This is a genomic window from Collimonas sp. NPDC087041 (assembly GCF_044745265.1).
GTDB lineage: Bacteria > Pseudomonadota > Gammaproteobacteria > Burkholderiales > Burkholderiaceae_D > Collimonas.
Genome location: NZ_JBIUZX010000001.1, coordinates 180,870 through 204,265 on the forward strand (window position 1 = coordinate 180,870; position 23,396 = coordinate 204,265).

The 23,396-nt window shown below is 55.1% G+C and carries 23 protein-coding genes; 10 read left to right on the forward strand and 13 right to left on the reverse strand.

Going from position 1 to position 23,396, the window contains the following annotated elements:
* The first annotated feature begins 12 nt into the window (after nt 1-12).
* Nucleotides 13-468, forward strand: coding sequence for a hypothetical protein (locus ACIPF8_RS00820; RefSeq protein ID WP_400416533.1), 456 nt, complete (start codon nt 13-15; stop codon nt 466-468).
* A gap of 263 nt (nt 469-731) precedes the next feature.
* Nucleotides 732-2,411: a methyl-accepting chemotaxis protein gene (locus ACIPF8_RS00825; protein WP_400416534.1), complete on the forward strand. Its 1,680-nt coding sequence runs from the start codon at nt 732-734 to the stop codon at nt 2,409-2,411.
* 59 nt (nt 2,412-2,470) lie between these two features.
* On the opposite strand, the gene ACIPF8_RS00830 is transcribed toward ACIPF8_RS00825, so the two are convergent.
* Nucleotides 2,471-3,100: a LysE family translocator gene (locus tag ACIPF8_RS00830; protein ID WP_400417002.1), complete on the reverse strand. Its 630-nt coding sequence runs from the start codon at nt 3,098-3,100 to the stop codon at nt 2,471-2,473.
* 132 nt (nt 3,101-3,232) lie between these two features.
* On the opposite strand from ACIPF8_RS00830, the gene ACIPF8_RS00835 reads away from it, so the two are divergent.
* Nucleotides 3,233-3,697 carry an Lrp/AsnC family transcriptional regulator gene (locus tag ACIPF8_RS00835; RefSeq protein WP_400416535.1) on the forward strand — a complete coding sequence of 155 codons (465 nt, stop codon included), beginning with the start codon at nt 3,233-3,235 and terminating at the stop codon, nt 3,695-3,697.
* A 149-nt stretch (nt 3,698-3,846) separates the two neighbouring features.
* On the opposite strand, the gene ACIPF8_RS00840 is transcribed toward ACIPF8_RS00835, so the two are convergent.
* Both ACIPF8_RS00840 and prs read right to left on the reverse strand, forming a co-directional pair.
* Nucleotides 3,847-5,316, reverse strand: a complete 1,470-nt coding sequence (locus ACIPF8_RS00840; RefSeq protein ID WP_400416537.1) for a nicotinate phosphoribosyltransferase — start codon at nt 5,314-5,316, stop codon at nt 3,847-3,849.
* Nucleotides 5,316-6,179, reverse strand: a complete 864-nt coding sequence (prs, locus tag ACIPF8_RS00845) for a ribose-phosphate diphosphokinase (RefSeq protein ID WP_400416539.1) — start codon at nt 6,177-6,179, stop codon at nt 5,316-5,318. The genes ACIPF8_RS00840 and prs overlap by 1 nt, the downstream gene beginning before the upstream one ends.
* A 204-nt stretch (nt 6,180-6,383) precedes the next feature.
* Here prs and ACIPF8_RS00850 point away from each other — a divergent pair, with 204 nt between their 5' ends.
* From ACIPF8_RS00850 to ACIPF8_RS00860, 3 genes are read left to right on the forward strand one after another with little or no spacing between them, the layout of a single operon-like run.
* Nucleotides 6,384-7,073, forward strand: coding sequence for an NUDIX hydrolase (locus tag ACIPF8_RS00850; protein WP_400416540.1), 690 nt, complete (start codon nt 6,384-6,386; stop codon nt 7,071-7,073).
* Nucleotide 7,074: 1 nt separating this feature from the next.
* The gene (locus tag ACIPF8_RS00855; RefSeq protein ID WP_400416542.1) at nt 7,075-9,195 is read left to right on the forward strand and encodes a hypothetical protein; all 2,121 of its coding nucleotides are present in this window, start codon (nt 7,075-7,077) and stop codon (nt 9,193-9,195) included.
* Between the two features lie 6 nt (nt 9,196-9,201).
* Nucleotides 9,202-9,348, forward strand: coding sequence for a hypothetical protein (locus ACIPF8_RS00860; RefSeq protein ID WP_400416543.1), 147 nt, complete (start codon nt 9,202-9,204; stop codon nt 9,346-9,348).
* 9 nt (nt 9,349-9,357) lie between these two features.
* Here ACIPF8_RS00860 and ACIPF8_RS00865 read toward each other — a convergent pair whose 3' ends face one another.
* The 8 genes from ACIPF8_RS00865 to ACIPF8_RS00900 all read right to left on the reverse strand — a co-directional run bounded on the left by ACIPF8_RS00865 (nt 9,358) and on the right by ACIPF8_RS00900 (nt 15,490).
* A complete protein-coding gene (locus tag ACIPF8_RS00865; protein WP_400416544.1) occupies nt 9,358-11,562 on the reverse strand; it encodes an OsmC domain/YcaO domain-containing protein in 2,205 nt (734 codons plus the stop codon).
* A gap of 206 nt (nt 11,563-11,768) precedes the next feature.
* Nucleotides 11,769-11,966: a hypothetical protein gene (locus ACIPF8_RS00870; protein ID WP_400416545.1), complete on the reverse strand. Its 198-nt coding sequence runs from the start codon at nt 11,964-11,966 to the stop codon at nt 11,769-11,771.
* 191 nt (nt 11,967-12,157) lie between these two features.
* Entirely contained in the window at nt 12,158-12,364 is a 207-nt protein-coding gene (locus ACIPF8_RS00875; RefSeq protein WP_400416547.1) for a cold-shock protein, read from the reverse strand.
* 402 nt (nt 12,365-12,766) lie between these two features.
* Nucleotides 12,767-13,252, reverse strand: a complete 486-nt coding sequence (locus ACIPF8_RS00880) for a DUF4440 domain-containing protein (protein WP_400417003.1) — start codon at nt 13,250-13,252, stop codon at nt 12,767-12,769.
* Between the two features lie 253 nt (nt 13,253-13,505).
* On the reverse strand, nt 13,506-13,985 hold the full coding sequence (locus tag ACIPF8_RS00885) for a hypothetical protein (protein ID WP_400416548.1): 480 nt from the start codon (nt 13,983-13,985) through the stop codon (nt 13,506-13,508).
* A 21-nt stretch (nt 13,986-14,006) separates the two neighbouring features.
* On the reverse strand, nt 14,007-14,525 hold the full coding sequence (locus ACIPF8_RS00890; protein ID WP_400416549.1) for a spore coat protein U domain-containing protein: 519 nt from the start codon (nt 14,523-14,525) through the stop codon (nt 14,007-14,009).
* A gap of 193 nt (nt 14,526-14,718) precedes the next feature.
* Nucleotides 14,719-15,327, reverse strand: coding sequence for a TetR/AcrR family transcriptional regulator (locus ACIPF8_RS00895; protein ID WP_400416550.1), 609 nt, complete (start codon nt 15,325-15,327; stop codon nt 14,719-14,721).
* Nucleotides 15,311-15,490, reverse strand: coding sequence for a hypothetical protein (locus ACIPF8_RS00900; RefSeq protein ID WP_400416552.1), 180 nt, complete (start codon nt 15,488-15,490; stop codon nt 15,311-15,313). Before ACIPF8_RS00900 ends, ACIPF8_RS00895 begins: the two co-directional genes overlap by 17 nt.
* Here ACIPF8_RS00900 and ACIPF8_RS00905 point away from each other — a divergent pair.
* From ACIPF8_RS00905 to ACIPF8_RS00920, 4 genes are read left to right on the forward strand one after another with little or no spacing between them, the layout of a single operon-like run.
* Nucleotides 15,489-16,943 (forward strand): efflux transporter outer membrane subunit, encoded by a 1,455-nt coding sequence (locus ACIPF8_RS00905; RefSeq protein ID WP_400416553.1) that lies wholly within the window; start codon nt 15,489-15,491, stop codon nt 16,941-16,943. The two genes, ACIPF8_RS00900 and ACIPF8_RS00905, sit on opposite strands and share 2 nt — an antisense overlap.
* Nucleotides 16,944-16,984: 41 nt before the next feature.
* A complete protein-coding gene (locus ACIPF8_RS00910) occupies nt 16,985-18,181 on the forward strand; it encodes an HlyD family efflux transporter periplasmic adaptor subunit (protein WP_400416555.1) in 1,197 nt (398 codons plus the stop codon).
* Nucleotides 18,182-18,209: 28 nt separating this feature from the next.
* The gene (locus ACIPF8_RS00915) at nt 18,210-19,748 is read left to right on the forward strand and encodes a DHA2 family efflux MFS transporter permease subunit (RefSeq protein ID WP_400416556.1); all 1,539 of its coding nucleotides are present in this window, start codon (nt 18,210-18,212) and stop codon (nt 19,746-19,748) included.
* A gap of 12 nt (nt 19,749-19,760) precedes the next feature.
* A complete protein-coding gene (locus ACIPF8_RS00920) occupies nt 19,761-20,198 on the forward strand; it encodes a MarR family winged helix-turn-helix transcriptional regulator (RefSeq protein WP_400416557.1) in 438 nt (145 codons plus the stop codon).
* A gap of 41 nt (nt 20,199-20,239) precedes the next feature.
* Here ACIPF8_RS00920 and ACIPF8_RS00925 read toward each other — a convergent pair whose 3' ends face one another.
* Both ACIPF8_RS00925 and ACIPF8_RS00930 read right to left on the reverse strand, forming a co-directional pair.
* The gene (locus ACIPF8_RS00925; RefSeq protein WP_400416559.1) at nt 20,240-20,926 is read right to left on the reverse strand and encodes a Fe2+-dependent dioxygenase; all 687 of its coding nucleotides are present in this window, start codon (nt 20,924-20,926) and stop codon (nt 20,240-20,242) included.
* A gap of 16 nt (nt 20,927-20,942) precedes the next feature.
* Nucleotides 20,943-23,177, reverse strand: a complete 2,235-nt coding sequence (locus ACIPF8_RS00930) for a TonB-dependent receptor (protein ID WP_400416560.1) — start codon at nt 23,175-23,177, stop codon at nt 20,943-20,945.
* Nucleotides 23,178-23,396 lie beyond the last annotated feature (219 nt).

Here is a 23,396-nt window from a genome sequence, read left to right on the forward strand (position 1 = left end):
GGAGTCACCATCATGAAATTGAAATTATCCGCGGTAGCCGTACTGTTTTCCGCCATGCTGCCATTTGCCGCCCACGCCGATCTGCCGGGCGCGCATCCTGGTTATCTGCATGCACTGACCGATCTGCGCGATGCGCGCTGGAACCTTGAGCATCGTCCTGGCGACGCTGCGGTGAGCGGCCAGGAAGATGTCGCCATCAGCGAAATCGACCGTGCAATCGGAGAGATCAAGAAGGGGGCGCGCGACGATGCCAAGAATCTGGGCGATCATCCGCAAGAAGATGCCAACCTCGACCACCCGGGTCGCCTGCATCACGCGATCGAACTGCTGGAGCGGACGCACAGCGATCTGGCGCAAGAAGAAGACAATCCGGAAGCCAGGGGCCTGAAGCATCGCGCCCTGGATCATGTCGACCGCGCAATCGATGCGGCAAAACATGCGCTGCATGATGCTGAACATCATCGCTGATTCGATGGCGTAATCGCTGCAAAGCGCTTGCTGAATGGGCAAAGCCGTGGTCACGGGCTTTGCCCATTTTTGTTTGGGCGCCGTCTTAGGTCTTCGGCATCGCTTCTCTCCTCAATGATTCCACGTTTCTGCCGTTAACCGGGGTATGGGTTCTTATCGAGCGTTTTTCTCGCAACTGTTTTGTCTCGTGAAAACAGCACGCGATGCGGAACAAGCGCTCTTTACAGGCCAGGTCAACGTCTAAATGAGAATAAGGAGATAACGTGCGTCTTAATACTCCAGTCAGTCATGTCGAGTATGAACTCAGCGATACGCAAACCATCGTGTCGACCACCGACACCCAGGGAAACATCACCTATGCCAATCCCTATTTCATCACGGTCAGCGGTTATACCGAGCAGGAACTGATAGGCGCGCCGCAAAATATCCTGCGTCATCCCGACATGCCGCCGGAGGCATTTGCCGATTTGTGGCGAACCATCAAGAATGGTCAATCCTGGACCGGCATCATCAAGAACCGTTGCAAGAACGGCGATTTCTATTGGGTGCAGGCGAACGTGACGCCCGTGATGGAAAACGGCTTGCCGGTCGGCTATATGTCGGTGCGCACCAAGCCTAGCCGCCGTCAAGTGGAAGAAGCGACGGCGCTGTATCAAAAAATCAGGAGCGGCAATCGCGACAAGGTCGTCTTCGACCAAGGCGTCGCCGGCAAGAGCGGCCTGTTGGGCAAGCTGATGGCACTTAAGGATATGTCGCTCGGCAAGCGCATCGCTTTGAATCTCGGTTTCCTGATCTGCGTGTTGGCGGCATTGGTCGTGTCTGATTTGTTCTTTGTCGAACAGGTGCCGGAAACTGCCCATCATTGGCTGGCAGTGCTGGCGCTGCTGGCGATTGCCAGCACCGGCTACTTTTGGTATTCGCTCTACAGTGGCGTCATCGTGCCGTTACGGCAGGCCCTCAGAGCAAGCCAGGTGATGGCCGGCGGCGATCTGACCATGGATATCAGCACCCGCCGCAAGGACGATGTAGGCCAGTTGCTGAGATCACTGCGCCAGCTCGGGGTCAACTTGAATTCCATCGTTGGAGATGTACGCAGCAGCTTTGAGCAGATCGGCGTCGCAACCAGGGAAATCGCGACCGGCAACGCCGATTTGTCGGGGCGTACCGAATCGCAGGCGTCGGCGCTGGAAGAAACCGCCTCCAGCATGGAGCAACTGGCGTCAACGGTCGAGCAGAACAGCAGCAACGCCGTGCAAGCCAATGACATGGCGCATGGCGCGTCGCAGGTGGCGGGCAAGGGCGGCGACATCGTGACGCAAGTGGTGGCGACGATGGGAGAAATACGGGTTTCATCGAAAGAGATTGTCAGTATCATCAGCATCATCGAAGGCATCGCTTTCCAGACCAATATCCTGGCGCTGAACGCGGCGGTCGAGGCTGCCCGCGCCGGTGAACAAGGGCGCGGCTTCGCTGTGGTGGCGTCGGAGGTAAGAAGCCTGGCGCAGCGCAGTGCGACTGCGGCCAAGGAAATCAAGCAATTGATTGATGCCTCCGTGAAAAAAGTCGAGGCTGGCACAGTGCTGGCCGAGCATGCCGGTGTCACCATGCGCGAAATCATCGATTCGGTGCAGCGGGTGAGCAGCATCATGGGCGATATCGCCACTGCGTCACGTGAGCAAAGCTCAGGTATTGCGCAAGTCAATGATGCGGTAAGCCAGATGGATGAAGTGACGCAGCAAAATGCGGCGCTGGTGGAGCAGGCTGCGGCAGCTGCCGGCAGCTTGCAGGATCAGACCTTGAAGCTGGAGCAGGCACTGACGGTATTCAAATTGAACCGCAAGCCGCATGTGGCGGCAGCTGGCACGCGTTCTTTCGGCAACGGTGGGAAGGGGCATGCCGCGCATCGCACATCGGCCCGGCAAGTCGTCGCGCTGCGCACATAGTCGAATCTCCTCGAATCTTCCACCCGAAAGACCGGGCGGCGCCGCAGCGAGGCTTTCACCTATTCAATGGACAGCCGCAGCGCAAATGCCATCAGTGCGGCCGAGAAGGTCCAGCGCTGCATGGTTTGCGCACGCGGACTGTTGCGCAGCCAGCCGGCTATCCTTGCCGCGCCGAGCGCCAGGGTAAGGTCAAACACCAGGCCGATCACGATCAGCACGATGCCGAGTTCCAGCACTTGCGACCATACCGGGCCGCTTTCCGGGTGGACGAATTGCGGCAGCAGCACCGAACAGAACAGCAGCGCCTTCGGATTCAGCAGGTTGCCCAACATGCCTTTTTGCAAGGACGAGCGTAAAGTGGCGCGCGGCTGCTTCGATGCCGCCGAATCGCCCAGGCCGAATCCCGGCGATCGAAAAATCTGTATTGCAATATAGGCCAGGTAGATTGCGCCCATTATCCGCACTGCGCTGTAGAGCCAGGGAGCGCCGCGCAGCAACGCCGCGACGCCGCAAGCGGAGAGCGTCACGTGTCCTGCGCGTGCAATCGCGAGGCCGCCTGCTGTCGCCAAGCCATGCCGGATTCCCCTGGTCGTGCTGGTTTGCAGGACCAGCGCCATGTCCGGGCCGGGCAACGCATACACCACCACCAGCGCGCCGATGAAGACTGTGAGCAGGTGAAGAGAAACCATCATGAACTCCGCATTGAAAAGGTCACTATGATGCGGGAGATTCAGGAGTGTTTTCTGGCAAATAAATCTATATATTTGCTGCTGATTGATGGAATCCGCTAATATTTGAAAATATTATAGGGGATACCGTTTATGAAAGATCTCGACAAAATCGACCGCGCCATCCTTGCAGCGGTGCGGCAGGATGGCCGCATACCCATCGCCAAATTGGCCGAGCGGATTGGTTTGAGTGAAACTCCTTGCGCGCGGCGCTTGAAGCAGCTGGAAAATGCCGGCTACATCGAAGGCTATCGCGCCGTGTTGTCGCGCAAGGCGCTGGATATCGGCGTCATTGCTTTCGCGCAGATCCGATTCAATATCCACGATCGGGCGCTGTCCGATCGCTTCGAGCGCGAAATTCAAGGCCTCGAACGCATCGTGTCTTGCCACAATATCTCGGGCAGCGCCGATTACCTGGTGCAGATAGCGGTGCGCGATCTCGACGAATACGGCACCTTCATGCGCGACGTGATACGTACGCTGCCGGGAGTGACATCGGTCGAGTCGATGCTGTCGCTGCGCGAGATCAAGCGCGATAGCGGTTTTCCTTTATTGTGACGCAATCCGGAAGTCGGGGAGATACCTTGCCGGCAAACTCTGACGAGTTGCCGGGTCTCTTTGCAAGGTATATAGGGCAATGCCGTGCTCTTCCGCGACCCGGGTTTCAGTTTGCGATGGTGACGAGGCGTAGCGAGCCGGCGTCCGGATTAAATCGTGGCGGCCAGACGTTCCCTTACCTCCTTAAGGGTTACCTCGTTGAGTAGTTTTCCATTTTCAAACACGGGAACAAATTCGCAGTTATTGACTTCATTCCAGCTCACCTGGTCCTTCAAATAAAATTCGCCTTGCGCATTTTTATATACCGCAACCAAGCCTTTGGCTGAGTTCTTGGTTCCATCCCCTGTTTTTGGGGCTTTGAAAATTTCACGATTTTCACCGGAAATTTTGGCGAAAGTGGCTTTAACGGCGAAACCATCGGTATCGCGAGTGACGTACTGGTAGGTGTAGCTGCCAATTCCGAAAACCACATTGGTTGAGGCAAATCCTTTGGCTTTGAGCCCTGCACAAATTGCCGTGGCGCGCTCAATGGTGATGGAGTCGCCATAAATCAATCCAACATGCGGATCCAGAATTTTGTAGCCTTGCTTGGTTTCGCTACCGCCAAACACTTCCCACAAGCATTCAATCGTGCCCTTGTATTCCGGTGAGCCGATTTCGGCATCGGCATCACCACAGATCATTTTGACTGGGCAACCGGTATCAGGACGAAATACGACTTTTCCGTCACGCGCCAAAATCTGTGCCTTGAGTTTGACGGTAAAGTCCGTCATCACTTGCCAGAAATCCCAGGAATCGGACACGATACTAACGATCCCAGCCGGATAGATGTCTTGAATCAAACGCCGGAAGGTTTCAAGTTCATTGTCCATGCCGCCGGCACACATGACTGAATGCTCAGTTGCCGCAACACTGCCGCCAACCAGTTCCACATCGCTATTGGCGCCATAAAAATCTTCCAGGAAATCGATGGCGGGAATGGTGTCTGTGCCGGTAAAACTCAATAAGTGCGCCGCGCCGCTCATTGTGGCTGCTTCAACGCCATACATGCCGCGAAAGCTAAAGTCATGTCCTTGCCAATTCACGAACTCGGTGCTGCCATCAGTTTCCAGTGCGTAAGCAGTCAGTATTTTTTTGTACTCGTGCGCCGTAGTGGCGCTGGTGCACATGCCCCATACATTGGTTGAGAGAATGGTTTCCAAATAATTGGTGAGCCAGAAAAACCGCTCGTCGGTATTGAAAATCACAAGGCATGGCACTCTTAATGGATAAACCGAACCCTCCGGCAGCGCCATCATTTTTATGGGCAAGTAGCCCAGGTCGTGGAGATCCGCGATGTGCTGGGTGCCGACATTATTCGGACCCAAATAGTTATTTATGCGACGAGAAAATCGGCGAATGACTTCGTCTTTGGGTTGTTTGAAAAAATCGTCTTCCCAGCTTTTGATTAAAAAGTTTTTTATAAAATACTGCAATCCAAAAAAAACCAGATGATCGGTGTACTCGCGGCGGGTTGTTCTGGCCGTCAGATTGCTGAATACAACTTCAGTATTGTCGGGGTATTGACGACGATGATCGACCTTGTAGCCATCGATTGCAGTGACTGGATTCAAGTTCATTATTTTTCTCCTTGTGTTGGCATGAAGCGCCAAATATCTTTCACATTTAAAAATTCTGTTGCGACGAGGTCGCGCAAACTGTTGGTGGTGTATATCGCGTCAATGCCGCTTTCCATCAATTTTTCCTGATCCGCAGTGCCTTCGTAGTGAGACACAGCCAGGATGATTTTTTTGCAGTTTTTGGCTTTCAGTTTTTTCGCCAATTCGATAAAAGTCCTGCCGCCGGCACAAATGTCGTCAACAATCATGGCCGTCTGCCCACTTAAATCGTCGCAGTAAATCTCCGTGGCGATGATGGCGCCATTGCGCACGTCGCGAATTTTGTCGGCCCGGATCACCGGCAATCCGCCCAGCGGACTGGACAGTTCAAAGATTTTTTTATTCGAACCGGCATCTGGCGACACCAAAACAAGATCTGATCGAATGTCGCTCACCACGTCTCTGATGAATTGATGGTTTTTGACGACATGGACGTTATTCAAAAGAGCCACAAGCACATCACTGTGGGGATCAAAAACACAAACCTTTTGATAGCGCTGTTGATTGATTAAATCGGCGTAGACCTTAACCGACAGTGGTTCGCCTGCATTGCAAACGCGGTCTTGCCTTGCGCCTGGAAAATAGGGGATGCATAAATCGATCACATTTGCGCCCTGGCGGCGAAGCGCATCGGTCAGCAGCAAGAGCTGAATCAGCGATTGATCTCCGCTGTAGCGAAACATGATTTCGACATGGGAACTGCTGGGCGCCAGAATTTGGAGATGATTTTCGCCGCTCTTGAATTGAAAATGCTTAAACGAATCTTCAGCCGGTTGAGGATTCGGTAAAAAATAACGATTGATGCTTGTTGTGTGGCTGCCCATTTGCTGACCCTGTCTTGAAGTAATCAGAGCGCAGTCAATTCTTGTTCGTTTGACTATGCTTTTTTGTTTTATCGGGGAATGAATAAAACATGAATAGATATTAATGTCCGTGAGACACAAAGTAAAGCAAAATTTGACAACTTTTAGCGAGCTGCCATTTATGCTATAAGGAAAGTGTCCCAAAGACATAAAAAGACGAGAAAAATGAATGCCATATTGCAAATAGAAAAACCATTGTTCACGGTGGACAGCGTACTTTTCACCGTCCACGATGGCGTTTTGAAAGTGCTGATGGCCAAACGCGCTGAACCGCCGTTTGTGGGTTGTTGGGGCCTGCCTGGAGGATTTATTGATATCAGTCTGGATGAAGACACTGATATGACGGCGCGTCGAAAGTTGTTGAGCAAGACGGGGCTGGTGCCGAGCTATCTGGAACAATTGCAGGTGATCTCCGGAGCCAAGCGTGACCCGCGTGGCTATAGCGTCACGCTTGCCTATTATGCGTTGGTAGCGCATCAGGAGGTTGAGTCTAGAATCGCCTCAGTTGAAAGCAGTTCCTGGTTGAATGTGAGTGAATTGCCCAAGCTATCGATTGCCTTCGACCATCGCCACATCATTGATATGGCGCAGCAGCGGCTGCAACAGAAAACGCTGTATTCGATGATCCCCGTATTTTGTCTGCCCGAAAAATTTAGCATCGGCCAATTGATCAAGGTGATTGAAGCAATCATCGAAAAGCCCATCCAAAGAAAAAGTTTGATGCGACGCATCGAGGCATCAGGAATGTTCGAAATTTCGAATGAGAAAATATCTTCAGGAGGGCGATTTGCTCAGCTCTATGCACTGAAGCCAGGTGCCGACATCGTTAATTTTGAACGCAATCTGAGTCTTTAACATGAGAGAAACCGTCAAGGAAAACATGATGGCATTTAACGCGCCTGCACCGATCTCCGGATTATCCGATACCAGCAAATTCCCAAACGCTATCGACGACCTTTCATCTTTGCTCTCAACCACGCAAGGGGATGCCGCCACCGGCATCGTTCTGGAAATACTCGATAAATACGCGATAGCTCTCGATACGCAAACTTATCCGGCGAGCCTCTATGCCGAATCACTCTTGTACATGGTTTATTGGTTCCATCGCCTGCGTGACCCCATTCGCAAGAACGGTATTGAAAATTGCATCGCCAAATATCTCAACGTGGATCATCAATCGGCGGTAGTGAACGCATTGTTGTCCGATCAAAAACTGAAGATTCAGGCAAAGCAGCGGATTGATCAGGGAGTCATGGTTCGTAAGACTGTCGACGTGCTTGTGATGCGAGAAGGAGAGCAGGGCAGGGAATTCCTGACGTTGGACAGAGCGTTTTTCCCTGAGGGGATGTCGCTGCCTGGCGGCTTGCTTCGGGATGAGGATGAACAAAACGAGATCGGAATTCCAGCCAACATTTTTGCAGCATTAAGGGTAACCGGCAGCAAAGTGTTCGGATCAGTAGAACCGAAATATGGCATCGCCGAATCAGATGGGCGTAAATACTATTTCGTCCGCAGCGAAGCAGGAAAAGAAGCGCGAATCCATATGGATAGAACCATTTCTCATGGATATCGCGATCACCTCAAAGACATAGCTCTCCCGTCAGATCCGCGCCATATTGTCGATACGGTTGGATTTCTCGTGGAAATTTCGGAACCAGAAGAGGTTGAGGGCAGGTGGCTTCCTGAGAGCGTGATTACCACGCCGAATGCGAAAGAAGGTCCCTTTGCCTTCGGTCACCATAAACAGATTGCCGCTGCGCTTATTGCAAAAAATTTTACTAAAACGCAGGGTGCTTCTCATCATGAATGGATACGGGAAACGGTAAAAAATCCATTGGATGTGTACCGCGGAGTGCGGGCGCGGTTTGCGTCGAACAACGACAGCCTGGATACGCCAATTCTGGAGTTGTTGCCCGTGGTTGAATACGTCCGTAGCCAGATGATGCTGTCTGCAATAGAAGACAAGTGCCGCGACAATGCGGCACTTGCGTCGATGCGCGATCAGTTGCTGCATAAGCTTCACCACGTTACGATCCAGAACGGCCCGATGTGCCCCTATGCGCCGACGCTGCGCATCTTGTTTGAAGCGGTAGGCTTCTTTGATGTGGCCTGCCGTATCGAGAAGGATTTGAGCATCCATTTTCAAAAGAAGTACTGGTACCGCTACGAGGAGCTGATGCATCGGCTTCCCGATGTGCTCATCATTCCGACTTTTGACAACATTTCCGCCACCGATCTCATGAAGATCCGCGGTACCCCAATCTATTTTATTGGGGTATCAACGGAGCCTGTGTATGTTGATGAGTTCTGGCAGTCGCCACTCGAATTCCTGATACACGATCTCAACCATGCCTGGAAGATGATGGACATGGACGACAGGTTTTTGGAAAAACAACCAAATTTGAGCAGGGATGCGCTCATGCATGAATCCAATGAATTCATCCGCGCGTACTTTCCGAGTATCGCCATCCAGAAAACAGACACAGAACAACAGAAGGAGATGAAGAAGCTCAAGAAAATTCTGTTGTTTGAAGTCGGTCACGAAGACGCGAGACCTTTGTTGCCACATGTCGTCAATGAGGCGCTTCTGGAAGATGAGGGATATGAATTTCCGGATAACGTGATTCGTTATGATGAAGCTGCGAACCAGGCCTATTTGGAAAAACGTACCATTCCCGGCATCACTGCGCTTTCCTATGTCAGGCACAAGCTGCAACATGGTTTCTTCGATCAGACCGACTCGCAGAATATCCAGATAGTCTCTCCGAAATATCGCACGGTAGAGTGGATTGTGAGGGCGACAGAAGAATTGCTATCGGAAATGAAAGCGACAATTCCAGCAACGGTTCAAGCGGAAGGATTGACGCAGTACCTGACGCGGCAGGCCTGTTCTCGAGGCCCCACGATTCTTCACTCACCGGAAAATCTGGACCCTGTGGTGGGAGAGTATGGGGATGGGACGATTATTCAGGCCTAGTGGTTAGTGGTTGAGATAGAAGCGCAGATAGAAGCCGAGATAGAAGTCGAGATAGAAACAAAAAAGCCGGCATCCACATTGGTGGATGCCGGCTCGGATGGTCGTTCTGGTATCGACCTGGGGGATCAGTGGAATCAACGCATCCCGCCATGACGCATAACTCTAACTGGCCGTAGCCGCCGCATTGGCGCGCGCCTTATGCAATTTTTTGTAGCTGTCGATCAGGCGCTGGTGCCTATCGAGGCCCTCCAGTTTCATGCTCGTTGGCGTTAACCCAAAGAAGCGCACGCTGCCGTCCACTGAACCCATTACCGCATCCATCCGGGCATTGCCAAACATCCGGCGGAAATTGACCTGGTAATCGTCCAGTTCCAGTTCATCATCCAGCAGCACCTCCAGCACCACATTCAAGGCCTGATAAAACAATCCGCGCTCGACAGTATTGTCGTTGTACTGCAGGAAGGCCCCCACCAGCTCGTGTGCCTCTTCAAATTGCTTTAACGCGAGATGAATCAATAGCTTCAATTCGAGGACGGTTAGTTGCCCCCAGTCGGTATTCTCGTCAAATTCGATACCGATCAAGGTGGCGATGTCGGAGTAATCATCCAGCTCATTGTTATCCAAACGCTCAAGCAGTGCTTCCAGGCTGTCATCGTCCAGACGATGCAGATTCAGGATATCGGCGCGGAACAACAGCGCCTTGTTGGTGTTGTCCCAGACCAGATCTTCTATCGGGTAAACTTCCGAATAACCGGGCACCAAAATGCGGCAGGCTATAGCGCCTAACTGGTCATACACCGCCGTGTACGACTCTTTGCCCAAGTCTTTGAGAATGCCAAACAAGGCCGCGGCTTCCTCGGCATTGGAGTTTTCTCCCTGGCCGGAAAAATCCCATTCAACAAAATCGAAATCCGCTTTGGCACTGAAAAAGCGCCACGACACAATGCCGCTGGAATCGATGAAGTGTTCGACGAAGTTATTTGGCTCAGTCACCGCTTCGCTGGCAAAGGTGGGGCGAGGCAGTTCGTTCAAGCCTTCAAAACTGCGACCCTGCAGCAATTCCGTCAGGCTGCGCTCCAGCGCCACTTCCAGGCTTGGGTGTGCGCCGAACGAGGCAAACACACCGCCGGTCCGCGGGTTCATCAAGGTGACGCACATCACCGGGTACACGCCTCCCAGCGATGCATCCTTCACCAGCACCGGAAAGCCTTGTTCTTCCAATCCCTGAATGCCGGCCAGGATGCCTGGGTATTTCGCCAGCACTTCCTGCGGCACATCAGGCAATGTGATTTCACCTTCCAGAATTTCGCGTTTTACCGCGCGTTCGAAGATCTCCGACAGGCATTGCACCTGCGCTTCGGCCAGCGTGTTACCGGCACTCATGCCATTGCTGACGTACAGGTTTTCGACCAGGTTGGACGGGAAATACACCACTTTGCCATCCGACTGCCGCACATACGGCAGCGAGCAGATACCGCGCTGCGCATTGCCGGAGTTGGTGTCGATCAGATGCGAGGCAAATAAGTCGCCGTCGGGATTGTAAATCGGCAGACAGTACGCATCCAGAATTTCAGCCGGCAGCCTATCTTTTGGGCCAGTCTTAAACCAGCGCTCGTTCGGGTAATGGACAAACGCCGCGTTGGCAATGTCTTCACCCCAAAACGTGCCGGCGTAGAAATGGTTGTTATTCAGTCGCTCGATATACTCTCCCAACGCCGACGCCAACGCGCTTTCTTTGCTCGCGCCCTTGCCATTGGTGAAGCACATCGGTGAGTGCGCATCGCGGATGTGTAGCGACCACACATTGGGAACCAGATTGCGCCATGAAGCGATTTCAATCTTGATGCCCAGGTTCGCCAAAACGCCCGACATATTGGCGATGGTCTGCTCCAACGGCAGATCCTTGCCCGCAATATAGGTGCTGACGTCAGAAGCTGGTTTCAAGGTCAACAAGGACTGCGCATCGGCATCCAGGTTCTCCACTTCTTCAATCACAAACTCGGGGCCGGCTTGCACCACTTTTTTTACGGTACAGCGCTCGATGGAGCGCAAAATGCCTTGGCGGTCTTTGGCGGAGATATCCGCCGGCAATTCAACCTGAATCTTGAAAATCTGCTGGTAGCGGTTTTCCGGATCAACAATATTGTTTTGCGACAGGCGGATATTTTCGGTAGGAATATTGCGCGTTACGCAGTACAACTTCACAAAATAAGCCGCGCACAAGGCCGACGAGGCCAGGAAATAATCGAAGGGCCCGGGCGCCGAGCCATCGCCCTTATAGCGGATAGGCTGGTCGGCCACGACCGTGAAGTCATCGAACTTGGCTTCAAGGCGTAACTTGTCGAGAAAGTTGACTTTAATTTCCATTGGGGAATTTTAAAAATGAGGTAGCCGCTATTATCCGTCGCCACGCCGCTGCCGTGCAATGTATCAATGGTTTCCTCAAAAGCCGCGGCATAACGGGGCACGGTAGGTTTGATCTGGCGCTGCCTGCCAGGGCAAGTTTGGGTTATATCGATACATTCTGCGGCAGGACAATGTCCCGCTCTCGATAGTCCTTGGAGGGGGAGGCGTTACCACCAGCTTCGTAGTTTCTTTATCAAGTCATGATTTTTTGCCATCTCGGCAAGCAGAACCAGATCCAGGTTGTTCTTGTCGTTGACTTCCGCCCACGCAGTTTCGTCGCCATTGTTGATGCGCTCATACAGCTTGCGGATGGTTTCCTTATAGCGTTTTTTTTGGCTAAGGCTGTTCGGATCGTTTCTTTGCATGATGCCTCCTTACGGCGGCGACATTTTGATGTGGTGAGATCTAACTTTCATGGCTGCTGGGTATTCTTCAAATTGCATCAATGAAAAAGGCTCGCACGCTCTGTTGAGCTGCGAGCCTTGGCAAATCTGTCAATACCTTAACTTCACCATGAGGTTACAGCAGAGGTCTTGCAGTTCCTGTTGATCGTTGACTAGTTTGCTTCTTGAATGTTGGATGCCTGTTTGCCTTTGGGGCGATCCATGACGTCGAACTTGACTTTCTGCCCCTCGCGGAGGAATTTTTCGCCGCCCATCTGAATGGCGGAAAAGTGGGCAAACAACTCTTCGCCGCCGTTATCGGGCGCGATGAAGCCAATACCCTTGGAGTCATTAAACCATTTGACAGTACCTGTATCCATAATAGTCTTTCCAAAATTGATACATCACACTGGTCCTAAAAGTGACAAATCGCTGCATGCAGCGTGCTAAGTTGAATTGCTGCGTCAAGCAGCTCACTTTCATGTGCTTTCATGTTGTGAGTCGCCTTGGCATCTGGATTGCGGATGACAGGAAATCCAGTGTGCAAGCGCTTGGCGGCGATTCAGCCGTTAACCAGTTTAGCTAATTTGTCCGATTTCGCCAGAGCAAAATCGACAGGGTGGCACGCAAATTTGATCGATTACATTAGGTTTATGACATTGACACTCGGCGAGTTAATCAAACGACAGCGTTGCGGCGATAGCGGCGCATTGACCCGGCCGGTGCATCGCCGCAGTGCGCTGCGCTGCGCTGCGCTGCGCTGCGCTGCGCTGCGCTGCGCCTCAATCCTTGCCGGGCATGCCTGAGGAGTGTTGGCTCGTAATCAGCCATTGCATGCCATCCCACTTGTAGGTGAAGGTATAGCGAGCCTTGGCTTGAATTCCGGTACTGGCAAACGTGAAGGTATAGAAACCGGCGTCAACCGCGGTGTTGCAGTCAATCTCGATAAACCTGGAATCGATCCGCCCCATGGGTTTGGTTTTGAGGAAACCCTGGAAATATTCCTCTTTCTCTACGGCGGTCAGGCGCGGCTGGTTGGAAAGCGCCGGCAACAGGATTGATCGTTGAGCATAGTTTTCCACCACCTTGTGTGGATCGCCGGTTTGCAGCGAATTGTTCCAGCGGTCGAAGAGGGCGGCTATTTCTTTTTCACTGGTTGGCTTGCAAGTTTCTTTTCGGGCGCCGTCTGGCGTCGTCGATGAAGTCGAGGCGCATCCTGTTAGCGCCACAACGGTAGCGGCTAGCGCAAGGAATATGGGGGTCTGCATTGAAATTCTCCGGGTCATGAGCGCAATGGGAGTGCCGCGCCAGCAAAATAATGTCATGACAATCGCTTCCGATCAAGCTGCATGCATCACCTCATGATCTGGGAGAACAAGGGCGACAAGTGGCGGATGACGCAGGTTGTCAGTTACGGGGGCCGCGCTTTATCGGCAAATGAAAACGCGCCGGCTCATTGAGCGGCGCGTTTTTGTCAGATGTCGGAAGATGGCTTGAAACGCCGGCGACTGGCCAGGCTTGTTAAGCTTTGAATTTGTTTTTGAGCGCATCCAGCTTGCTGATTGACGCTGCCTTGCCGGCATCATCGCTGGCGCCAGAGTCGGCGTCATCGGCAGGGAATTCCTCGGCAAACTCATCCGCCAGGTTCTTCCAGCCCTTGCTGGCGGCGAATGTATTGAATTCTTCAGGTGCTTCCAAGACGATCAACTTATCATCTTGCAGGCCGAGATCGCCGTGGCCGAAATCCGGGCCGACGTAGCCGATCTGGCGCAGCCTGGCCAGGATTTGTCCAATCAATACTTTGTCGGCATACAGCCGTTCTTTGCCGATCGCGGCGCTGAAATCAACATAGACGTCGATGATGCCGTAGCCTTCGTCGAAGATGCGGATTGCTTTGATATCGTGGTTGCGGCCAGTGGCGTCGGTAACGCGGAATGGTCCGCTGAGCTGGATGTCGGTGTCATTGTTCATGGCGTCAGCATACACCAAATGACGTTGCATCTGCTTCCTTGCGGCTGTTGCTTAAAAGGTTACGGTGGCGACGACTGCGTCGGTGAATGTTGTAGCCGGTCCGGTTTGCCCGGACGGCACGCGCGCGTAGACAGTCAGTGCGGTGGCTGAGCCGTTGGCGGAGACGGCGGCCGGCGCGGTCGCTGCGGTGTTGCCCCAGGTGACGGTGCGGCCGGAGTCGGAGAACATCCCGTAGTTAAGGTAGCTTGGCGCGCCGCCGCCGCTGGAAAGGCGGCGTAATGGGATGGCGTCGGTCGAGCCGGTATTGGCGTTGGCTCCCTGTCCAAGCGTGACTACGGGAGAGGCGCCGACCGTGCAAGTGGTCGTCACGCTGGCTGTCACGTCCTGGTTGGCGCTGGCATTGACGACCACCGGATCGTAGGTGGTGGTGAAGCCGAGGGTGGAGATGCTGCAATTGCCGGCGATGGTGACCGTGTTGGTCATGGTGGCCGTGGCGGTTCCTGCCAGGCTGCCGGTACCGGCCATTGTCGATACGATAAGCAGAGTGAGGTTCCGGACAAGCTGTTTCATGACGAATCTCCCGATTGCCATTCATTCGCTAGGTAAACCCAAGTCTTGATTTGAACGTTCCTGCCGCCCTTATCTACCGGATAAAATTTCCTTTGGGAAATAAGTTTGTCGAAATAAGTATAGTCATTGCCGACGTTTTGACAAGTGCAGCATGCGCGCCGATGCGGTGCAGGGCATCGCTGCGCTTTCTTTGCTAGTGCTTCTCAGCGGCGTAGGCCAGCATGAACACATCGATTGCGCGTTCTACCGTATCGCGGATTTTGGCCGGGGTCACGCTTGTGACGACGCCGAGCATCCTGACTTCAAACCATTCTGCATCGAGCAGCCCGCGCAATTGCAGCGCAGCGACCCAAGCATCGGCCTGGCGCAACTGTTTTCTTGCCATCGCTTTCTTGAGGAATTCCGCAACGATTGTCCAGCCCAGCTTCGGCCCGCGTTCGTACAACATCTGACCCAGGTTGGAACGCTCGGCGTGATAGAAGGCCAGGCGTTTGGCGGCAATGACTTCAGGGGATAGCACCGCATGTAAATACAGTGCGCCAAAGCGTTGCAAGGCGCTGCGCAGATCATCCGATTCGACCAGGCTGGTGAAGGTCACTTCAAATTTCTGGCCAGCCTGCTGGCGCATGACTTCGACAAAAATTTCTTCCTTCGAGGAGAAATAGTTGTACAGCGTCGCTTTCGATCCCCCCAGGCGGGCAGAGATTTCCGACATGGATGCCCGTTCGAAGCCGACGTCGTTAAACATTTCCGCAGCGATGTCGATGATCGCCTGCCGTCGCTCTTCACTTTTCTTGCGCATTGATTGGTCCTTGTTCTTGCCTGCTCACAGCGCTGGCCGCAGCTTGCTGCACCTCTGTTGTAAAAAATACCTGTTTTTTCAAGTACGCCAGTTTTACTTGACGACGCCAAAAAGTCAATACTATACTATACCGTACAGTACAGTTATAAATGGATATCGTCATGTCGCTCCGTAATTTCTCACCCTCTGCTGCACCCGCTTTGCGTGGTGTCGCCAGCTCGCTCCTGCTGGCGCTGACCCTCGGCGGCTGCGCGCAGTTTTCCGATATCGGTCCGCGTGCCGAGCCAAAAGACATCGGCAGCTATCAGACCGGACAGTCGTTGAGCGGCAGCGCCGTCAACTGGCCTGACGATAATTGGTGGACGGTCTACGGCGATCGGCAATTGGATGCCTTGATCGCCGAGGGTTTGAAGGGCGCGCCGTCGTTGGCCGCCGCCCAGGCGCGCCTGATGAAGGCGCAAGGCGTGGCGCAGCAGCAGGGTGCATCGCTGCTGCCGCAGGTCAGTGCGAATGCATCGGCCGACTACATGAAGCAAAGCTACAACAACGGCATTCCGGCTGAATTCGTGCCGCAGAACTATAACTACGAAGGCCAGGCGACACTGAACCTCAGCTACGAAATCGATTTCTGGGGCAAGAATCGCGCAGCGCTGGCGGCTGCCACTTCCGATCTGGAGGCAGCCAGGGCCGATGCCGCGCAGGCGCGCATCACGCTGGCGACCTCGATTGCCGCCGCCTATGCCGAATTCGAGCGCTTGCTAAGCCAGCGCGATACTGCAGAAGCGGCGCTCAAGGTGCGGACGCAGACGCTGGATCTGTTCGAGCAGCGTCGCCTCAACGGCCTGGAGATGCTGGGCAGCGTCAAGCAGGTGCTGGCGCGCAAGGCGTCGGCTGAGGCGGATTTGCTGAGCCTGGACGAATCCATCGATCTGCAGCGCAACAAGCTGGCAGCGCTGATCGGCGCCGGACCAGATCGCGGCCTGCAATTGACGCGTCCGGTGCTTGATCTGTCCAAGCCGTTTGCGTTGCCGCAGCAGTTGCCGGTCAATCTTCTCGGTCGCCGGCCCGATGTGGTTGCCGCGCGCCTGCGTGCTGAAGCTGCGGCAAAACAGATCAAGGTGGCCAGGGCGCAGTTTTACCCCAACGTTAACCTGACCGCCTACCTGGGATTTCAATCGCTGGGTTTGGGCATGCTGACCAAGGCTGGCTCCGATATCGGCAGCATCGGTCCCGCCATATCGCTGCCGATTTTCGAGGGCGGTCGTTTGCGCGGTCAATACCGCTCGGCCAGCGGCAGCTATGACGAGGCAGTCGCCAATTACGATGGTGCGGTGACGCAGGCCTTGCAGGATGTGGCCGATGTCGCTGTCAGCGAGAAGGCGTTGTCGGGACGTCTGGCAAAAGTGCAGGAAGCGACCGATGCCGCGCAAGATGCTTTCCGCATCGCCCAGAACCGTTACGAAGGCGGCCTGGCAACCTATCTCGACGTGCTCAATGCACAGGACACCTTCCTCACCAACCAGCGCGACCTGTCGACGCTGCGCTCACGCATGTTCTCGCTTGATGTGGAACTGGTGCGGGCGCTCGGCGGCGGTTACCGGCAGGCTGCCATCTGATCCAATCAAATTCAATACATAGTCAATACATAGGCAAGAAAATGTCCCATTCCGATTCTCAAGCTATCGACGAACTTGCATCCACAGAAGCAGCCGGCGCTGCAGACGCGAAAGCAAACAACCAAAAACGCAAGAAGCTGTTCGCCATCCTTGGCGGCGTCATCCTGATTGCCGCCGTCTCATACGGCACCTACTGGTACTTCATCGGTTCGCGCTATGTCAGCACCGACAACGCGTATACCAATGCCGAGATTTTCCAGATTACGCCGGCCGTCAATGGCATCGTGGCTGACGTCAAGGTGGTCGATACCCAATACGTCAAGCAGGGCGATGTGCTGGTCGAGATTGATAACAGCGACGCCAAACTCGCGCTGTTGCAAGCCGAGGCCGACCTCGGGCGAGCCCAGCGTCGGGTGCAGGGTTATTTCGCCAATGATCACGGCATGACCGCCCAGGTATTGGCGCGCGAGGCTGAACAGAAGCGTGCGGCGGCGCAGACCTTGTCGGCGCAGGCGGACCTGCAGCGCGCCGAACTGGATCTGCATCGTCGTGAGGCGCTCTCCAAATCGGGATCGGTCTCCGGCGAAGAGGTGACCAACGCCCGCACCGCGCTGCTGACGGCGCAAGCCAATCTGAAAGTGGCAGAGGCCGGCCAGGTAGAGGCCAGCAGCAACCGCCAGGTGGCAATCGGCGCGCAGCAGGCCAGCACGGTGCTGACTGCCAACACCACGGTCGACACCAATCCTGAAGTGGAACTGGCTCGCGCCAAACGCGATCAGGCCAAGCTTGATCTGGAGCGTACCGTATTGCGGGCGCCGGTCGATGGTGTGATTGCGCGACGCCAGGTCCAGGTCGGCCAGCGAGTGCAGGCCGGCACCGCGTTGCTGTCGGTCGTGCCGATACATTCGCTGCACGTGGATGCCAATTTCAAGGAAGGGCAGTTGACGCAAGTGCAGTTGGGGCAGCCGGTCACCATGAGCGCCGACCTCTACGGCAGCTCGGTTGAATATCACGGCACTGTGGTCGGCCTGGCCGGCGGCACCGGCTCGGCATTTGCGATGATTCCCGCGCAAAACGCCACCGGCAACTGGATCAAGGTAGTGCAACGCTTGCCGGTGCGGATTTCGATCGATCCCAAGGAATTGATCGAGCGGCCGCTGAGCGTGGGCTTGTCGATGGAAGTATCGATTGACACGCGCGGCCGCAGCAACAAGGCCGCGCAAGTTGCGGGCATGTAAGCAAGAGCGTCGATAAGGCAAACAAATCATGTCCTCCACTTCATCAGCGCTGCCGATCAAGCCGCTGGCAGGCGCGCAGCTGATCGGCGCCGGCCTGTTGCTGGCTGCCGCCAACTTCATTGCGGTACTCGATACCACCATTGCCAACGTTTCGGTATCGACCATTTCCGGGGCGCTCGGCGCCTCATCCAGCCAAGGCACCTACGTCATCACCTCGTATGCGGTGGCGGAAGCAATCACGGTGCCGCTGACCGGCTGGCTCGCCAATCGCTTCGGCGCAGTGCGGGTGTTCATCACGTCGATGATCATGTTCGGCGTTTTTTCGGCGTTGTGCGGCTTGGCCAATTCGCTGGGCCTGCTGATCGCCTTCCGTATCCTGCAAGGCTTGGCCGGCGGCCCGTTGATTCCACTGTCGCAGACATTGCTGCTGCGCGTTTTCCCGAAGGAGAAAGCGCCGACGGCGGTCGGCCTGTGGGCGATGACGACCCTGATTGCGCCGATTGCCGGCCCGATACTTGGCGGCGTGCTGTGCGATCAGTACAGCTGGCCTTACATCTTCTACATCAACGTACCGGTGGCGCTGCTGTGCGGCTATCTCGGCTGGAAAATGTTCAAGCCTTACGAATCGAAACTGGTGAAGCTGCCGATCGATAAAGTTGGACTGGCCTTGATGATCGTCTGGGTCGCCGCGCTGCAGCTGATGCTGGACCAGGGCAAGGAAAAGGATTGGTTCGCGTCGACTGAAATCGTGACTCTGGCATTGATCGCCATGGTCGGCTTCCTGGCGTTCATGATCTGGGAGCTGACCGAGCGCAACCCGGTGGTCGACTTGCGCGTCTTCCGGCATCGCGGATTTTCCGCCAGTGTGATCACCATCTGCCTGGCATTCGGCGCCTTCTTCGGCGCTACCGTGCTGACACCATTGTGGCTGCAAGGCTATATGGGATATACCGCGACGCACTCCGGCCAGACCACCGCATTGAGCGGCATCCTGGCGGTGATCACAGCGCCGTTCGTCGCCAAGCTGTCGACCAAGGTCGATCCGCGCAAATTGGTGTGCCTCGGCGTGATGTGGCTGGGCGCCGTGACCTTGCTGCGCAGTTTCAACAGCACCGACATGACCACCTTCCAGATTGGTTGGCCGCTGCTGCTGCAAGGAATCGGGTTGCCATTGTTCTTTGTGCCGTTGACGGGACTTGCGCTGAGTAGCGTGAATCTGTCGGAAACTGCATCGGCCGCGGGGTTGATGAGTTTTTGCCGCACCATGTCCGGCGCCATCGCGACTTCGCTGGTCAATACCAGTTGGGAAAACAAGGCGATCTACTATCACGCGGAACTGGCGGGCCTGGTCGACAAGAACGGCGAGGCCAGCAGCGCGCTGGTGCAGTCGGGGTTCAGTGCCGATCAGGCCAGGGTCAGCATCGAACAGACCTTGCAGTCGCAAAGCATCATGCTGTCGACCAATCATATCTTCACGGTGGCGGCATTCTCGTTCCTGCTGGCGGCGACGGCAGTCTGGTTCGCGCCCAAGCCGAAACGCGTGGCGGATACCTCGGCAGCGCATTAACGCTGCTCAGCCATGGTGGCAAGCAAGCAAGATGCGGCGGCTCTCGATACGCTGGACTCACTGGTGGGGCAGGCACGCACGGCGATTCTGGCGGCGCTGGATCAGGAACTGCAGCCGCTGGATATGACAGCGGCGCAGTACGTCATCATCGTCAAGCTGGCCGGTTCTCGATCGGAATCGATGGCTGCGCTGTGCAAGACGCTGTCTTACGATCCAGGCGCCATGACGCGCATGATTGATCGACTGGAGCGCAAGGGGCTGGTGACGCGCTTGCGGCCTTTGGATAACCGTCGTTCAGTAATGCTTGAGCTTACCGAGGCGGGTTTGCGGATGTACCCGAAATTGACTGAATGCGTCGCGCAAGTCATACGGCGATTCCTTGCCGGGTTTGCGCAAGACGAAGTCAGTGAGCTGAAGAGGTTGCTGCAAAAATTGTTGGCGAATGCCTGATTGCTATCGCTGCGATAATGAATCAATGATTAACGCACCAATTAGGTGTCGCTCCATTGCCGCATCAGGTTGTGATAGCAGCCGATCAAGGTGCGGCGCGCCTGTTCATCGGCATTGGTCTGGTTCAGTTTCTGGATGGCGTTGTCCATGTCGAACAGCATGCTGCGCTGGGCATCGTCGCGCACCAGGCTTTGCACCCAGAAAAAGCAGGCGGTACGCACACCACGTGTAATCGGCGTCACTTGATGCAGGCTAGTGGCAGGGTAGAGCACCATGTCGCCGGCTTGCAGCTTGACTGCATGCGTGCCGTAGGTGTCGTGGATCTGCAGTTCGCCGCCGTCGTAGGATTCCGGATCAGACAGGAACAAGGTGGCCGAGATGTCGGTGCGCAGTTTGCGGCCGCTGTGTGGATCGATCCGCACGCTGCCGTCGACGTGGGCGCCAAAGGTCATGCCCTCGCCGTAGCGGTTGAACATCGGCGGATAGACGGTATTCGGTAATGCGGCGCTGATAAAGCGCGGGTGGCGCTCCAATGCCTGCAGGATGATCTGCTGGCATTGGAGCGCCACATCGGAACGCTCATCAATCTGCTGATTGAACTTGACTGCCGCCCCTTGGTACCCGGCCGTGACGCGGCCGTCGACCCACGCCGCACCGGCGTGGTCGAGCAACTGTCGCACAGCGCCTAGCTGCTGGGCATCGAGTACCTTGGGAATGGCAATCAGCATGAACGGCTTTTAAAGTTTAGAAGCGATAGTTGAGCGACAGCATGGCGGTGCGGCCAGTACCAGGCACCGAACGTCCGCCGTCGGACTGAATCAACGAATCGTAATACATCTTGTTGGTCAGGTTAAACAAATTCAGGCGAATATCGTATTTCGGCTGTGTATAAGCGACCGTTGCGTCCCAGCGCGTGTAACCGCCGACCTGCACCGTATCGGTACTGTTGGCAAAACGTTCCGACATGTAGGTGGCGCCGCCGCCAACTTCCCAGTGCGGTGCAATCTTGTAGGTAGTCCAGGTCGTCAGCGTGTTTTTAGGTGTGTTGAGTGGCACTTTGCCCAATGTGCCGTCAAGCACGGAAGCGCCGACAATCTTGGCGTCCAGGTAAGTATAGCCCGCCGCCACTTGCCAGTCTTTGGTGATGTGTCCGGTCAAGCCTGCGCGTGCGCCGTTGACGCGCACGGTGCCTTCAAGCACGTAGACGCCGGTCGATACCTGGCTGCGTGCATTGTCTTTCTGGATCTGGAAAATCGCCGAATTCAACGACAGTTTGTCGCCCAACAGGTCCCATTTTCCGCCCAGTTCGTAGGAACGGTTCTTTTCTGGCGCCAGTCCCTGCTGGCCAGTGGTGCCGACCAGTTGTTCCAGCGATGGGTTGAACGAAGTGCCGTACGACAGGTAATACGATTGTGCTGCGCTAGGCTGCCAGATGCCGCCCGCCCGGACGCTGGTGAAATTGACGGTTTGATTGGCGTAGCCGATGGTCGTGTTTTTTGCGACAGCAGGCGTGTTGCTTGAGTTGATCGAGTTGCTGATGCTGGCGATGTATTTATCGTAGCGCAAGCCGCCGACCAGTTTGAATTGGTCGGTAAGGGCTACGGTGTCATTGAAATAAGCCGCCAGCGTATTGGCAGTGCCGCCCGCATGGTTGCCGGCCTGACTGGCAACGCTGCTGCCTGCCGCGCTGTAGCCCGGATTGACCAGCGGGACGCAATCGACATAGCCGCTAGTCGGTGTCGATGGTCCGGTCAACGGCAAACCGTTACAGCTACCGTTGCGGTAGTAGGCCTGGTTGTCGTAGCCGTCGTGGCCGACTTCAAAACCGACCAGCAAGTCATGCTTGATACTGCCGGTGCTGAGCTTTGCCGACAATTCCGTCTGGTTGAAAATCGAGTAATCGCGGATGTCGCGGTCATGGCTTTGGCCACGTACGTACAGGCTGCTCAATGGCAGGTTGCTCGACGCATTTGTCAACGGCGTGAAGATGCCATTGGCGACGGTACCGATGCTTTGCGGCGCAGTTTCAACAGCACTGACGCGGACGTAGTTGAACTGGGTTTGGTTGCGCAACACCACGTCCGGCGTAATTTTGTGCTTGATGGTGGCATTCAGTGCGGCCACATCCTGATCCGTGTGGTCGCTGTTGAGGCCGTAGGAGGTGTTGCGGTCAACATTGACTGGATGGCCGTTGAGTGGCGGCAGGCCGTAGTCAGGCATGTCGTGGTTGTGCTGGATCAGCGCCGACAAGGTGATTTCGGTCGGGGTGCCGATGCCGAACACGTACGAGCCGGCCAGGCCGAAGTCTTGCACGTCGCTCTGATCGCGCGTGGTGGCTTTGCCGCTCTGCGCCATAGCCGAAAGGCGGAAAGCCGAGGTGTCCGACAACGGATGGTTGTAATCCGCAGTGGTGCGCACCAAACCGTTGGTCGTGGCCGATGCCGAGACTTCGGTCGATTCATGCAGGTTGGCCTTCTTGGTTACCTGGTTGATCACGCCGCCGGTGGAGCCGCGCCCGAACAGCATCGATGACGGGCCCATCAATACTTCAACTTCATCGATGGCGAAGGTGTCGCGATAGTACTGGCCGCGGTCACGGAAGCCATCCAGATAGATGTCGGTACGCGCCGAAAAGCCGTTCAAGTTAATGTTGTTGCCGATCTGGCCACCTTCCGCACCGCCCAACGTGATACCCGCAACGTTGCGCAGAGCATCCGCTAGTGAATTCGCGCCTTGCGATTGCATCAGTGCCTTGTTCACCACCACTACCGATTGCGGCACGTCATGCAGGTCAGCCGGCAATTTGGAGAGGGAGGTGCCGTTGGCGTTGAAATCGCCACGGCTACCTTCCACCACGACTTCCTGCAGTACGGCAGGGCTGGCGTCTGTTTTCGGGCTGGGGGTTTGTTGTGCGTAGGAAGACAGGGGGGCGGCAAACACTGCCACCAGAGCGGCGGCAATCGGGTTGAGACGGTTCATTTTTTTATTGGCAAAAGGGTTGGCTTCTACGAAGCAGCAGAAAATTTGGCTGGCTAGTACGGAGGTGGACCGTTTTGCTGGCTGGAATGTCTTTAATTACAAATAAGAGTGATTCTGTAATCAATTCTCATTTGAGTTTATTTGGTGTCGGCAATTATAGAGGATATCCATGTAAAACAAATAGCCGGCAATTGTGAAAAACATTAAATTACAACACTC